Raw genomic sequence first — 12,818 nt, 5'->3', positions numbered from 1 at the left:
GCGCTGTATCTGACGGTCAAGCTCTAGACGGTCTCGGCCTCGGCCGATTCCTCCGGGGTGTTGGCCTCGCGACGAGCGGCGCGAACGGCGTTCGCCTCGGCCTTCGCCTCGGACTTGTTCTTCAGCGGGCCGATGACCATCACCATGTTGCGACCGTCGATGGTCGGGGTGGACTCGACCTGGCCGAACTCGGCCACGTCCTCGGCGAAGCGCTGCAGGAGTCGGACGCCCATCTCGGGGCGGGACTGCTCGCGGCCTCGGAAGAGGATCATCGCCTTGACCTTGTCGCCGGCCTTGAGGAAGCCCTCGGCGCGCTTGCGCTTGGTCTCGTAGTCGTGCTTGTCGATCTTCAGACGGAAACGGACCTCTTTGAGGATCGTGTTCGCCTGGTTGCGACGGGCTTCCTTGAGCTTCTGGGCCTGCTCGTACTTGAACTTCCCGTAGTCCATGATCTTGGCGACGGGAGGCTTGGAGTTGGGAGCGACCTCGACCAGATCCAGGTCTGCATCCTGCGCGAGTCGCAGGGCGACCTCGATTTTCACGACGCCGACCTGTTCTCCGGCGGGACCTACGAGGCGGACCTCGGGGACGCGGATTCGGTCGTTGGTACGGGGATCGCTGATTGCGTTTCTCCTCTGATCTCGGTGAGTTGCTGCTCTGCGGCCGGATTCGTATCCGGCGCATCCCGAGAGAGGTGATTCCCTTGCGCGACGAGCGGCTGACGCCTGTCGCTCGCACCCTACGACGCGATACCCGAGGCGGACCTCGGGAACCGCAGCCCTGCCCCCGTTGCCGGAGGCGGAGTGCTTCAGACCCGGTAACCTAGTGAAGCGGTCAAGCGCGGGTGGGAGAATCTCCACTTTCGAACCGAGGACATGCCTCGGAGCCCGGATCACTCTAGCAGGAGCAGGGCCGGAGCACCAGAGCGCCGGAGCCCGCCACTGCGACGCCTCCTCAGGACGCACCCCGGGTCGTCCACGGAACGAACGCGCGACCGGGCGACACCGCCGAACGACGACACCACGCAACGACGACCTCACCGAACGAAGGACCCATGGCCCAGTACGACGACGACTACACGCGGCGCTTCGGCGAGGGCGACGACGCCTCCGATCTCGAGGCGGCCAGGGACATCGCCGAGGTGCCGGCGGTCGAGATCATCACCACCGCCGCCGTGCACCTCATGAGCGCCGCGGCGGTCAAGTGCGGGCTCGCGGACGAGCCGGGCGCCCAGGTCGACCTCGACGAGGCACGCAAGCTCATCAACGCCCTCGCCGGACTCGTGACCGCCGGTGCACCGGACATCAGCGACATGCACGCGCGCAGCCTCCGCGACGGTCTGCGCACCCTGCAGCTCGCCTTCCGGGAGGCCTCTCCCATCGCCGACCCGATCGGCAAGGGACCGGGCGAGAAGTGGACCGGCCCGGTCACCTAGTGGGCGATCGCCGTCAGCGCGCCCGCGCCGCGGCGAGCTGGAGCGACATCGAGTCGACGCTCGACGCGATCCGCTCGTCGGCCGCCCAGCGCGCCCCGAGACGGGCGACGAGCTCGTCGAGCGCCTCGCGGTCGAGGCCGGGGTGCAGCTCGAGGACGACGACCAGTTCGGCGCCGCCGAGCCGCTGACGGGCATCGCCCGGACGGACGCCGACCGCCACGACCGACGGCTCCCCCTCAGCGCTCGCCCGCAGCGCCTCGAGGACTCGCGGGTCGCGCGGGCTCGGGATCCAGTCGGCTCCCTCGGCGATCGCCCAGAGGGCGGGCCGACGCACGGCGAACTCGTGCTCGGACGCGGGATCGAGGACCATCAGCTCGGTCTCCTCGGCGACCGCGGCGAGGGCGGCGCGACGACCGTCGACCGGGACCGGCCTGGCCGACGGGTCCCAGCGGCGCATCGCATCGACGCTGCTGAACACCGGCAGCACGTCGCGACCGTCCGGACCGGCGACGGTGACGATCGAGAGCTCCTGGGTCTTGTCGGCGCGGAGACCGCCGACACCCTCGGCCTCCTCGCCGAGGTGCGCGACGAGCGGGATCAGCAGCCGCGACTCGCGGAGGGCGTCGACGACCCGCTCCGCGCCGCACTCACCGGCCGCGAAGGACTCGAGCGCCCGCGCGAGGAGCCCGGGCGCGCTGCCGTCGTCGCTCTCCGCGGCGCTCGGCTCGAAATGGCGGCCCGCCCAGGGGGTCCCCGCCGAGTCGGTCAGGTGCGACGGGGCCCGATCGTCACTCGGATGCGACATCCAGCGCCTCCGCGAGCGTGAACGCGCCCGCGTACAGCGCCTTGCCGACGATCGCGCCCTCGAGCCCGAGCGGGACGAGGTCGCGCAGTGCGGCGATGTCGTCGAGGTTCGAGATGCCTCCGGAGGCGATCACCGGGCGGTGCGTGCGCGCCATGACCTGCTCGAGCAGCTCGAGGTTCGGGCCCTGCAGCGTGCCGTCCTTGGTCACGTCGGTGACGACGTAGCGGGTGCAGCCCGCCTCCTCGAGGCGTTCGAGGACGTGCCAGAGGTCGCCGCCCTCCTTCGTCCAGCCGCGGGCCGCCAGCGTCGTCCCGCGCACGTCGAGACCGACCGCGATCTGATCGCCGTACTGGCCGATGACGCTCGCCGCCCACTCCGGGTTCTCGAGCGCCGCCGTGCCGAGGTTGATGCGCTTCGCCCCGGCGCTGAGGGCCGACTCGAGGCTCCGGTCGTCGCGGATCCCGCCGGAGAGCTCGACGTTCACGCCCTTGACCTGGCGGATGACCTTCTTCATGATCCCGTGGTTGTCACCGCGGCCGAAGGCGGCATCGAGGTCGACCAGGTGGATCCACTCCGCGCCCTGGTCGGCCCAGTCGCGAGCGGCGTCGATGGGGTCGCCGTAGTTGGTCTCGGTGCCCGCCTCGCCCTGCGTCAGTCGGACGGCCTTGCCGCCGGCCACGTCGATCGCGGGGAGAAGGACCAGGCCCGGGGCCTTGGTGAACTCGCTCATCGTCATCCTCAGTCTCGGGAGTCCTGGTGCAGGCCGCCGCCCGGAGGGGCGGCCGACCACCGGCCGATCCTAGTTCGTGCGAAGGCTGCCCAGCCAATTCGACAGCAGGCGGAGCCCGGCCGATCCCGACTTCTCGGGGTGGAACTGCGTCGCCGACAGCGGTCCGTTCTCGACCGCGGCGATGAAGGGGCCGCCGTGGTCGGCCCACGTCACGCGGGGACGGGGGAAGGGCGGGATGACGTCGAGCGACCACTCCCGGGCGCCGTAGGAGTGGACGAAGTAGAAGCGCTCCTGGTCGATCCCGTCGAAGAGGACGGAGTCGCTCGGCGCGGAGACCGTGTTCCAGCCCATGTGCGGCACCACCTCGGCGGGAAGCAGGTCAACCGTGCCCGGCCACTCGCCGAGCCCTTCGCTCTCGACGCCGCGCTCGACGCCGCGCTCGAAGAGCACCTGCATCCCGACGCAGATCCCGAGGACGGGGCGACCACCGGAGAGGCGCTTGTCGATGATCTCGCCGCCGCGCGCCGCCGTCAGCGCGTCCATGACGGCGCTGAAGGCTCCGACTCCGGGAACGAGCAGCCCGTCGGCCTCGAGGGCCCGCTGCCGGTCGGAGGTCAGCTCGACATCGGCGCCCGCGAGCTCGAGGGCCTTCACGGCCGAGTGGACGTTGCCGGATCCGTAGTCGTAGACGACGACGGACGGCCGCTCGGCGCTCACAGCGCGCCCTTGGTCGACGGCACCCCGGCGACGAGTGGGTCGAAGGACTTCGCCTGGCGGAACGCGCGCGCGAAGGCCTTGAACTCGGCCTCGGCGATGTGGTGCGGGTCGCGGCCGCCGAGCACCGTGAGGTGCACCGTCAATCCGGCGTTGTAGGCGATCGCCTCGAAGACGTGCCGCACCATCGAGCCGGTGAAGTGCCCGCCGATCAGGTGCAGCGCGAAGCCCTCCGGCTCGCCCGTGTGCACGAGGTAGGGGCGCCCCGAGATGTCGACGACCGCCTGCACGAGAGCCTCGTCGAGCGGCACGAGCGCGTCGCCGAAGCGGGAGATGCCCGCCTTGTCGCCGAGCGCCTGCTTGATCGCGGTGCCGAGCACGATGCCGATGTCCTCGGCCGTGTGGTGGATGTCGATGTCGATGTCGCCGACAGCGCGGACGGTCAGATCGGTGAGCGAGTGCTTGGCGAACGCCGTCAGCAGGTGGTCGAAGAAGGGGACGCCGGTCTCGAGGTCGGCGACTCCGGTGCCGTCGAGGTCGATCGACAGCTCGATGCTCGATTCGCTGGTGGCGCGGCGGAGGGTGGCGGTGCGCCCGGGTACGGCGCTCGGGGAGGTCATGCGACCAGTCTATTCGCGACTCCTGGCCCCCCAGCGGGCGGCGGGAGGACCGTCAGCCGGCGGCGGGGACGACCGCGGCGTCGCGCCGAGCAGCGGTCACGGACGCCATGGCGTCGAGGAAGGCGGTCGTCTCGTCCGAGGTCCCGGCGCTCACCCGGAGGTGTCCCGGAATGCCGACGTCCCGGATCAGGACGCCGCGGGAGAGCAGCGCCTCGAAGACCGCCTGCGGCTCGTCCACTCCGCCGAAGAGGACGAAGTTGCTCCCCGTCTCGTGCGGGCGGTAGCCGAGGTCTCGGAGCCCCGTCACCATGCGGTCGCGCTGCACGATGATCTCGTCGACCATCGCGAGCATCTCGCCGGAGTGGGCGAGCGCCGCGTTCGCCGCTGCCTGGGTGAGCGCGGAGAGGTGGTAGGGCAGTCGGACGAGACGGAGCGCGTCGATGACGGCGGGATCGGCGGCGAGGTAGCCGAGCCGCACACCGGCGAAGGCGAAGGCCTTGCTCATGGTCCGCGAGACGAGCAGGCGCGGCCGTCCGGGGAGCAGGCTCAGCGCGGTCGGTGCGTCGGCGCCCCCGAACTCGGCGTAGGCCTCGTCGACCAGGACGATGCCGTCGGTCGCGTCGTACACGGCAGCGATCGTCTCGAGGTCGAGCGGCGTGCCGGTCGGGTTGTTCGGCGCACACAGGAAGACGATGTCGGGCTGCGCCCGCCGCACCTGCTCAGCGGCGTAGCCGGAGCCGAACCGGAAGTCGTCCTCGCGCTCGACCGGAACCCACTCGGTGCCGCTGCCGGACGCGAGGATCGAGTACATCGAGTAGGTCGGCACGAATCCGAGGAGCGAGCGACCGGGCCCTCCGAACGCCTGGAGGACGTGCTGCAGGACCTCGTTCGACCCGTTCCCCGCCCAGACGCCATCGGCCGTCACGCCGTGACCGAGGTAGGCGGCGAGGGACTCGCGCAGTTCACGGAACTCGCGGTCGGGGTAGCGGTTCACCGTGCGCAGGGCGACGGAGACCCGCTCGACGATGTCCGCGACGACGTCGTCGGGAACCGGGTGCGTGTTCTCGTTGACGTTCAGGGCGACGGGGACGATCGCCTGGGGAGCGCCGTAGGGCTTCTTTCCACGGAGGTCGTCACGCAGGGGCAGATCGTCGAGAGTCGTCACCGGAACATGGTAGCGGCGAGCCCGCGATCACCCTCCGCGGCAGCGAGCCGCGCCCGCTGTCGGACGATCAGCGCACGACCTCGTAGCGCGAGGGGACGGCGAGCCGCTGGCCGGGCTCGATGCCCGCGCTCGGGAGCTGGTTCAGCGAGAGGAGGTCGTCGACGACGTCACGGGGATCGGACTCGGGTGCGAGCTCCTCGGCGAGGGACCAGAGCGACTCCCCCGCTCGAACGGTGACGTACTGGAACTCGACGTCCGAGGACTGGCCCGAGGCGACGGCTCCCCCGCCGTTGAGACCGAAGACGAACGCCCCCGCGACGATCGGCAGCGCGCCCAGGGTGGCGAGCACCGCGCGACCACGACGGGTGAGGCGCAGGTGGGTCGCGGCGCGCACGGCGCCCGAGCCCGCCGGGTTCGACGAAGGCGCGGCGGTGGCCGGTGCATCACCGGGTGACGCGGTACTGCGTGCTGAGGTGATCTGCTGTGCAGTCATGGGGATCGCTCCTTTCGGCAGGGACTCGGGGCGGACCTCGGCCGGGAGGGCCACCCCGAATCTCTGTTCCGAATATATCTTCGAATACCGCGGAGGACAAGTGGCCGACGCGTCGCATCCGGTGGCGATGGCGCGCGACACACTCGAACGAATGTTTCGAACGGGCACTCCCGCCGGATACAGTTTCGAGAGCCCGGAGGTAGTACACCACCGACCACCGACATCGGACGTCGACGTCGGGATCGAGGCAGGACCGGGAGGCGCGCACGCGGCGTGCGCGCAGAGAGAGGGACGATCGTGAGCGACGCGCAGACGGAGAAGACCAAGCAGGGCAACGGCCGTCGCCGGAAGAACCTGAGCGCCAAGCAGCTCGCCATCCTCGACGCGATCCAGCGCTCGGTGTCGAGCCGCGGCTACCCGCCCAGCATGCGCGAGATCGGGGACGCCGTCGGACTGGCCTCGCTCTCGAGCGTCACGCATCAGCTCAACCAGCTCGAGCTCAGCGGCTACCTCCGCCGCGACCCCAACCGGCCGCGCGCGCTCGAGATCCTGATCGACGTGCCGAGCTCCACCGAGGACGACGGCTCGTTCGAGAGCACCGTCACCGTCGGCGATGCCGCGATGGTTCCCCTCGTCGGACGGATCGCGGCCGGCGTCCCGATCATGGCCGACCAGCACATCGACGAGGTGTTCCCGCTCCCCCGCCAGCTCGTGGGCAAGGGCGAGCTGTTCATGCTCAAGGTCGTGGGCGAGTCGATGATCGACGCCGCGATCTGCGACGGCGACTGGGTCGTGGTCCGGTCGCAGCGGACCGCGGAGAACGGCGAGATCGTCGCGGCCATGCTGGACGGCGAGGCGACGGTGAAGGTGCTCCGTCAGCGCGACGGGCACACCTGGCTGCTCCCCCGCAACTCCAACTTCGAGCCGATCCTCGGTGACGAGGCCGAGGTGCTCGGCAAGATCGTCGCGGTCCTCCGCTCGGTCTGATCGAGTCGGCCCGGCGCTGCGGGAAGGCGAACGGAGGAGGGGCGGACGGCCGAGTGCCGTCCGCCCCTCCTCCGTTCGGTGTCAGACGGTCGCAGTGGTCGCCGTCAGCGCACGACGCGCCTCGCTCGCCGCAGCCACCATCGAGCGCAGCGACTCCACTGTCTCGTCGTAGCCGCGGGTCTTCAGACCGCAGTCGGGGTTGATCCACAGCTGACGCGCCGGGATCGAGCCCAGAGCCGTGCCGATGAGCTCCGCGACCTCGTCCTCTCCGGGAACTCGCGGCGAGTGGATGTCGTACACGCCGGGACCGATGCCCCGGGCGAAGCCGGAGCGCTCGATGTCGGCGACGACCTCCATGCGCGAGCGTGCCGCCTCGATGCTCGTGACATCGGCGTCGAGGCGGTCGATCGCGTCGATCACGACACCGAACTCCGAGTAGCAGAGGTGCGTGTGGATCTGCGTGGCGACGTCGGCCCCGGCGGTCGCGAGCCGGAACGCGCCCACCGACCACTCGAGGTAGGCGGGCTGATGGACGGTCTCGAGCGGCAGGAGCTCCCGCAGCGCGGGCTCGTCGACCTGGACGATCCCGATGCCCGCCCGCTCGAGGTCGGCGATCTCGTCGCGCAGGCTCAGAGCGACCTGCTCGGCCGTCTCCTTCAGCGGCTGGTCGTCGCGGACGAACGACCAGGCGAGGATCGTCACCGGTCCGGTCAGCATGCCCTTGACGGGTCGGTCGGTCAGCGACCGCGTGTAGCTCGACCACTCGACGGTGATGGGCGCGGGACGGGACACATCGCCCCAGAGCAGCGACGGCCGGGTGCATCGGCTCCCGTAGGACTGGACCCACCCGTTGCGCGTGACGGCGAAGCCGTCGAGGTGCTCGGCGAAGTACTGCACCATGTCGTTGCGCTCGGGCTCACCGTGAACGAGGACGTCGAGCCCGATCTCCTCCTGGAGCCGCACCACGCGCTCGATCTCGGCCCGCATGCGCTCCACGTACTGCTGCTCCGACAGCTCGCCGCGACCGACCAGCGCGCGTGCCGCGCGGATCTCCCGGGTCTGCGGGAAGGACCCGATGGTCGTCGTGGGCAGTGGCGGCAGCTGCAGCACCGCCTCCTGAGCCGCGAGGCGCTCGTCGTAGGGGGCACGCCGGTAGTCTCCGGGGGCGAGCGCCGCCGTTCGGGCACGCACCGCTCCGTCCCTGACGCCCGGCGCCTCGCGCCGATCCTCGAGGGCCGCCGTCGCCTCGGCGAGCTCCTGCTCGACCGCCGCCCGACCCGACCGGAGTCCGCGGGCGAGCGCTGCGATCTGCTCGACCTTCTGATCGGCGAACGCCAGCCAGCTCGCGAGTCGCGGATCCAGATCCGGCTCGTCCGAGACGTCGTGGGGCACGTGGAAGAGGGAGGTGGAGGTCGACACCGCGACCTCCGCGGCGAGGGGGCGCAGCGCCTCCGCCGTCTCGAGCGCCCCGGCGAGGTCGCCGCGCCAGACGTTGTGCCCGTCGACCACGCCGGCGACGAGGACGGTGCTCTCGAGACCGGGCGTGGCACGGGGCACGGAGCCCTTGACCAGATCGACTCCGACGGCCTCGACCTCGGACGCGACGAGCACGGGGAGCGCGTCGCCGAGGTCGCCGTAGGGCGCGGCGACGAACAGCGCGGGGCGCTCCGCCGCCGCCCCGAGGGCGCGGTACGCCTCGGCGGTCGCCGCGAGCACGCGGGCGCGGTCGATCCCCAGGGACTCCGACACCAGCGCGGGCTCGTCGAGCTGCACCCAGCGAGCGCCGGCGCGCTTCAGGCGGGCGAGCAGCTCGACGTACACGGGGAGGAGGTCGCCGAGCCGCGACAGCGGTTCGAATCCGTCGGGAGCCGTCTCGCTCGGCTTGGCGAGGAGGAGGTAGGTGACGGGGCCGACGATCACCGGGCGGGTCGTGAATCCCGCGGCCCGAGCCTCCTCGACCTCGCGGACGCGCCGGGAGTCGGCGAGGGAGAAGACGGTGTCCGGTCCGATCTCGGGCACCAGGTAGTGGTAGTTGGAGTCGAACCACTTCGTCATCTCGAGCGGCGCACGCTCGCCGTCACCACGGGCGAGAGCGAAGTAGCCGGCCAGGTCGACGGAGCCGTCGACGACGAGGTCGGCGAAGCGCTCCGGGATCGCACCGACGGCGAGCGTCGTGTCGAGAACCTGATCGTAGAAGGAGTGCGCCTCGGGGATCGACGAGTCGTCACGACCGAGACCGAGCCCGACGAGGCGCTCGCGCGTCGCGGCGCGCAGGCGCGCGGCCGACTCCTCGAGCTCGTCGGCGTCGATCGACCCCGACCAGAAGGACTCGACCGCCTTCTTCAGCTCGCGGCGGCGGCCGATGCGGGGGTATCCCAGGATCGTTCCGGTCGGGAAGGCGGGTGCGGTGCTCATGATGGACTCTCCGAGGTGGGGGACAGTGACGGGTGCGCGAGGCCCGCGACGGCGGGCTCGCGCGGGAGGAGGCCGCTCTCGGCGAGGACGCCGAGGACCTCCTCGTGGCGGTTGAAGGCGTAGAGGTGGACCGCGGGCGCCCCACCCTCGACGAGGGTCCTGACCAGGGCCGCTGCGTGCGCGATCCCGATCCGTCGACGAGCGTCGTCGTCGGGCTCGACGTCGAGGGCGATGGCGAGCTCGGCGGGGAGGTCCTCGCCGCTCAGCTCCAGCATCCGGCGCAGTCGAGCGGGCCCGGTGACCGGCATGACACCGGGGATGATGGGCATGCGCACGCCTGCAGCACGGGCGCGCTCGACGAAGTGCAGGTAGTCGGCCGCGTGGAAGAAGAGCTGGGTGATCGCGAACGAGGCACCGGCCGCCTCCTTCGCCAGCAGGGCGTCGATGTCCTGCGATCGAGAGCGCGAGCGGGGATGACCGTTCGGGAACGCGGCGACCGCGACCTGGGCGCGGCGACGGCCGGCGACGTCGACCCGCAGCGCGTTCGGCCGCCCCGGCACCGCGACGGTGCCGTAGGGCTCCCGCTCCGCCTGGACCCGGTGGATCAGCTGGACGAGCTCGGCCGCACTGCCGAGCTCTCCGAGGAACGCCCCGCCCTCGGGTGTCCCCTCGGGAGGGTCGCCGCGCAGCGCGAGGAAGCGCGTGACGCCCGCCTCCAGGAACTCGTGCACGAGCCGGCTCGCCTCGGCGTGGGTGGACCCGACGCAGGTGAGGTGCGCGAGCGCCTCCGACGGCGTGCTCTCGTGAATGTAGCGGAGGATCTCGAGCGAGGCGCTGCGGGACGAACCCCCCGCTCCGTAGGTCACCGAGATGAACGACGGCCGCGCCTCGGCCAGCCGGTCGACGGTGCTGGTCAGTGCCGCCGCTCCCGCGACGGTGCGCGGCGGGTAGATCTCGAACGAGAAGGGGACAGCTCTCGGACAGTGGGGCTCCGGAGGATTCTCGGTGGCGGACATCTCGGATCCTCCCTTCCGCTCGCCTGGCCTGTCGAGGACGCGGACGCGGCTCGGTCGCCGCTCCGCACGCCGGACGGCGCCTCGCGACCCACAGTAGGAAGCCCCTGGGCCGCCGTCGACCTGCGTGACGGGATGTGAACGAGCGTGACGGAGTGTGTCGCCACGGCGCGCGGAACGACGAAGCGCCCGCGCTCCCGGTGGGGATGCGCGGGCGCTTCGTCAGCGGCTCGGCCGGGCTACGCCTCGACGGCGGCCGCGGGAACAGCGAACTCGGCGAGCGACCCGGCGAGGTCGGCGTGCACGAGAGCGTGCACGTGGGTGCCGCCCTCCACGTACTGCGTGGTGAGGATCCTGCCGCTGCGGTGCAGCTGCGAGACGACGTCACCGCGGTCGTAGGGCACGAGCAGGTCGATCTCGATCTCGGGCTCGGGGAGGATCTCGGCGATCCTCGCCTGCAGCTCCGCCACGCCCTCACCGCTGCGGGCCGAGACGAAGACCGCATCGGGAGCGAGCCCGCGCAGCACGAGCCTCGTCCCGTCGTCGACGAGATCGGACTTGTTGAAGGCGATGATCTCGGGGATCCCGCGCGCACCGACCTCGCCGATGACGTCCCTGACCGTCGCGATCTGACCCGCGGGGTCGGGGTGCGAGGCGTCGACGACGTGCACGATGATGTCCGAGTCGGCGACCTCCTCGAGCGTCGAGCGGAACGCCTCGACCAGCTGGTGCGGCAGCGCCCGGACGAAGCCGACGGTGTCGGCGAGCGTGTAGAGCCGGCCGTCCGGCGTCTGCGACTTGCGGACCGTCGCGTCGAGGGTCGCGAAGAGCGAGTTCTCGACGAGCACGCCCGCGTGCGTCATCCGGTTCAGGAGGCTCGACTTGCCCGCGTTGGTGTAGCCCGCGATCGCGACCGACGGCACCGCGTTGCGCTTGCGGTTGGCCCGCTTGGCCTCGCGCGCGGGCTTCATCGCCGTGATCTGCTTGCGGAGCCGCGCCATGCGCGTGTGGATGCGGCGGCGGTCGAGCTCGATCTTCGTCTCACCCGGACCGCGCGAGCCCATTCCTGCTCCGGCGCCGACCTGGCCACCGGCCTGGCGGGACATCGACTCACCCCAACCGCGCAGTCGCGGGAGGAGGTACTCGAGCTGCGCGAGCTCGACCTGCGCCTTGCCCTCGCGGCTCTTGGCGTGCTGGCTGAAGATGTCGAGGATGACGGCCGTGCGGTCGATCACCTTCACCTTGACCACGTCCTCCAGCGCGCGGCGCTGGCTCGGTGCGAGCTCGGTGTCGGCGACGACGGTGTCGGCTCCCAGCGCGGCGACGAGGGAGGCGAGCTCCTCCGCCTTGCCCTTGCCCAGATAGGTGCTCGGATCGGGGTGCGGACGACGCTGCAGCAGCCCGTCGAGGACGGTCGCTCCAGCGGTCTCGGCGAGGGCGGCGAGCTCGTGGAGCGAGTTCTCCGCATCCTCGAGGGAGTTCTGCGAGTACACGCCGATGAGCACCACGTTCTCGAGGCGCAGCTGGCGGTACTCGACCTCGGTGACGTCCTCGAGCTCGGTCGAGAGCCCGGCGACGCGACGGAGAGCCTGTCGGTCATCGCGGTCGAACTGCTCGCCGTCGGAGTTCTCGCCCTCGTGCCCGCTGGTCTGCAGCGCCTGGGCACCCCCCGCGACGAAGCGCGAGTATCCCGCCGAACGCGACTGCGCGTTCGCCAGGACCCGCGAGACGACGTCCACGGCCTCGGTCGTGTCGGTCTCGTTCAGGTCTTCGGTCATCCGGATAACACTAACTCCTCGGGTGTTGATAAGTTCTCTTCTCATGGTCGCCGAGCACTACTTCACGAGTACTCCCGACGGCGATCTCCGGCCCCGCAGGATCCCGGTCCGCCTAGCCGGCCGCGACCTCGAGGTCACCACCGCCGGCGGAGTGTTCAGCCCCGGCCACATCGACCTCGGTACCCGCGTCCTGCTGAACGCGGTCCCGGAGCCTCCGGCCGAGGGAGACCTGCTGGATCTCGGCTGCGGCTGGGGGCCGATCGCCCTCACGCTCGCCCTCGATTCGCCGGGAGCCCGGATTTGGGCGGTCGACGTCAACCAGCGGGCCCTCGAACTCGTCCGGCGCAACTGCACCGAGCTCGGCCTCACCAATGTCAACGCCGTCCTGCCCGGGGATGTTCCCGCCGGCCTCCGCTTCGGGGCGATCTGGTCGAACCCGCCCATCCGGATCGGCAAGGACGGACTCCACGAGCTCCTCCAGCACTGGCTGCCCCGCCTCGACGACGACGCGGACGCCTGGCTCGTCGTGCAGCGCAACCTCGGCTCCGACTCGCTCCAGGCCTGGCTGACCGAGGCCTTCGCCGGACGCCTCGAGGTCGAGCGGGTCTCGTCCGCCAAGGGCTTCCGAGTCCTGAGGACGACGCGGACGGCCTGATCGCGGCA

The 12,818-nt window shown here is 71.1% G+C and carries 13 protein-coding genes; 3 read left to right on the top strand and 10 right to left on the bottom strand.

What is annotated here, in order from left to right; genetic code table 11:
- Window positions 1–23 precede the first annotated feature (23 nt).
- Window positions 24–623, bottom strand: coding sequence for a translation initiation factor IF-3 (infC, locus tag B9Y99_RS14930; RefSeq protein WP_085477455.1), 600 nt, complete (start codon window positions 621–623; stop codon window positions 24–26).
- Window positions 624–1,054: 431 nt separating this feature from the next.
- Between infC and B9Y99_RS14925 the strand changes: the two genes are divergently transcribed.
- Window positions 1,055–1,435 (top strand): DUF1844 domain-containing protein, encoded by a 381-nt coding sequence (locus tag B9Y99_RS14925; RefSeq protein ID WP_085477308.1) that lies wholly within the window; start codon window positions 1,055–1,057, stop codon window positions 1,433–1,435.
- Between the two features lie 13 nt (window positions 1,436–1,448).
- Here the strand turns inward: B9Y99_RS14925 and B9Y99_RS14920 are convergent, their stop codons facing one another.
- The 6 genes from B9Y99_RS14920 to B9Y99_RS14895 form a co-directional block, all read right to left on the bottom strand.
- A complete protein-coding gene (locus B9Y99_RS14920) occupies window positions 1,449–2,240 on the bottom strand; it encodes an SseB family protein (RefSeq protein ID WP_085477307.1) in 792 nt (263 codons plus the stop codon).
- Window positions 2,224–2,970: a bifunctional 1-(5-phosphoribosyl)-5-((5-phosphoribosylamino)methylideneamino)imidazole-4-carboxamide isomerase/phosphoribosylanthranilate isomerase PriA gene (priA, locus tag B9Y99_RS14915; protein ID WP_085477454.1), complete on the bottom strand. Its 747-nt coding sequence runs from the start codon at window positions 2,968–2,970 to the stop codon at window positions 2,224–2,226. Before priA ends, B9Y99_RS14920 begins: the two co-directional genes overlap by 17 nt.
- Before the next feature lie 69 nt (window positions 2,971–3,039).
- Window positions 3,040–3,687, bottom strand: a complete 648-nt coding sequence (gene hisH / locus B9Y99_RS14910; RefSeq protein WP_085477306.1) for an imidazole glycerol phosphate synthase subunit HisH — start codon at window positions 3,685–3,687, stop codon at window positions 3,040–3,042.
- Window positions 3,684–4,304 (bottom strand): imidazoleglycerol-phosphate dehydratase HisB, encoded by a 621-nt coding sequence (hisB, locus tag B9Y99_RS14905; protein WP_085477305.1) that lies wholly within the window; start codon window positions 4,302–4,304, stop codon window positions 3,684–3,686. The genes hisH and hisB overlap by 4 nt, the downstream gene beginning before the upstream one ends.
- Window positions 4,305–4,356: 52 nt before the next feature.
- A complete protein-coding gene (locus B9Y99_RS14900) occupies window positions 4,357–5,469 on the bottom strand; it encodes a histidinol-phosphate transaminase (protein WP_085477304.1) in 1,113 nt (370 codons plus the stop codon).
- 67 nt (window positions 5,470–5,536) lie between these two features.
- On the bottom strand, window positions 5,537–5,962 hold the full coding sequence (locus tag B9Y99_RS14895) for a LysM peptidoglycan-binding domain-containing protein (protein WP_085477453.1): 426 nt from the start codon (window positions 5,960–5,962) through the stop codon (window positions 5,537–5,539).
- A gap of 297 nt (window positions 5,963–6,259) precedes the next feature.
- Here B9Y99_RS14895 and lexA point away from each other — a divergent pair, with 297 nt between their 5' ends.
- Window positions 6,260–6,949, top strand: coding sequence for a transcriptional repressor LexA (gene lexA / locus B9Y99_RS14890; RefSeq protein ID WP_085477303.1), 690 nt, complete (start codon window positions 6,260–6,262; stop codon window positions 6,947–6,949).
- Between the two features lie 81 nt (window positions 6,950–7,030).
- Here the strand turns inward: lexA and metE are convergent, their stop codons facing one another.
- The 3 genes from metE to hflX form a co-directional block, all read right to left on the bottom strand.
- Window positions 7,031–9,364, bottom strand: coding sequence for a 5-methyltetrahydropteroyltriglutamate--homocysteine S-methyltransferase (metE, locus tag B9Y99_RS14885; RefSeq protein ID WP_085477302.1), 2,334 nt, complete (start codon window positions 9,362–9,364; stop codon window positions 7,031–7,033).
- Window positions 9,361–10,380: a methylenetetrahydrofolate reductase gene (locus B9Y99_RS14880; RefSeq protein ID WP_085477301.1), complete on the bottom strand. Its 1,020-nt coding sequence runs from the start codon at window positions 10,378–10,380 to the stop codon at window positions 9,361–9,363. Before B9Y99_RS14880 ends, metE begins: the two co-directional genes overlap by 4 nt.
- Before the next feature lie 236 nt (window positions 10,381–10,616).
- Window positions 10,617–12,155, bottom strand: a complete 1,539-nt coding sequence (hflX, locus tag B9Y99_RS14875; RefSeq protein ID WP_085477300.1) for a GTPase HflX — start codon at window positions 12,153–12,155, stop codon at window positions 10,617–10,619.
- Window positions 12,156–12,198: 43 nt separating this feature from the next.
- On the opposite strand from hflX, the gene B9Y99_RS14870 reads away from it, so the two are divergent.
- Window positions 12,199–12,810: a class I SAM-dependent methyltransferase gene (locus tag B9Y99_RS14870; RefSeq protein ID WP_085477299.1), complete on the top strand. Its 612-nt coding sequence runs from the start codon at window positions 12,199–12,201 to the stop codon at window positions 12,808–12,810.
- Window positions 12,811–12,818: the final 8 nt, after the last annotated feature.

This window comes from Rathayibacter oskolensis, from assembly GCF_900177245.1.
In the GTDB taxonomy this organism is placed as follows: Bacteria; Actinomycetota; Actinomycetes; order Actinomycetales; family Microbacteriaceae; genus Rathayibacter; species Rathayibacter oskolensis.
Note: the sequence above shows the minus strand (reverse complement) of the source record. Positions and strands in the feature narration are given on the sequence as shown.

What these genes read in the sequence shown, in the direction of transcription:
- B9Y99_RS14925 (WP_085477308.1), top strand. Translation starts at nt 1,055, where the DNA reads ATGGCCCAGTACGACGACGACTACACGCGGCGCTTCGGCGAGGGCGAC.
- priA (WP_085477454.1), bottom strand. Translation starts at nt 2,970, where the DNA reads ATGAGCGAGTTCACCAAGGCCCCGGGCCTGGTCCTTCTCCCCGCGATC.
- hisB (WP_085477305.1), bottom strand. Translation starts at nt 4,304, where the DNA reads ATGACCTCCCCGAGCGCCGTACCCGGGCGCACCGCCACCCTCCGCCGC.
- metE (WP_085477302.1), bottom strand. Translation starts at nt 9,364, where the DNA reads ATGAGCACCGCACCCGCCTTCCCGACCGGAACGATCCTGGGATACCCC.
- B9Y99_RS14920 (WP_085477307.1), bottom strand. Translation starts at nt 2,240, where the DNA reads ATGTCGCATCCGAGTGACGATCGGGCCCCGTCGCACCTGACCGACTCG.
- hflX (WP_085477300.1), bottom strand. Translation starts at nt 12,155, where the DNA reads ATGACCGAAGACCTGAACGAGACCGACACGACCGAGGCCGTGGACGTC.
- B9Y99_RS14880 (WP_085477301.1), bottom strand. Translation starts at nt 10,380, where the DNA reads ATGTCCGCCACCGAGAATCCTCCGGAGCCCCACTGTCCGAGAGCTGTC.
- B9Y99_RS14895 (WP_085477453.1), bottom strand. Translation starts at nt 5,962, where the DNA reads ATGACTGCACAGCAGATCACCTCAGCACGCAGTACCGCGTCACCCGGT.
- B9Y99_RS14870 (WP_085477299.1), top strand. Translation starts at nt 12,199, where the DNA reads ATGGTCGCCGAGCACTACTTCACGAGTACTCCCGACGGCGATCTCCGG.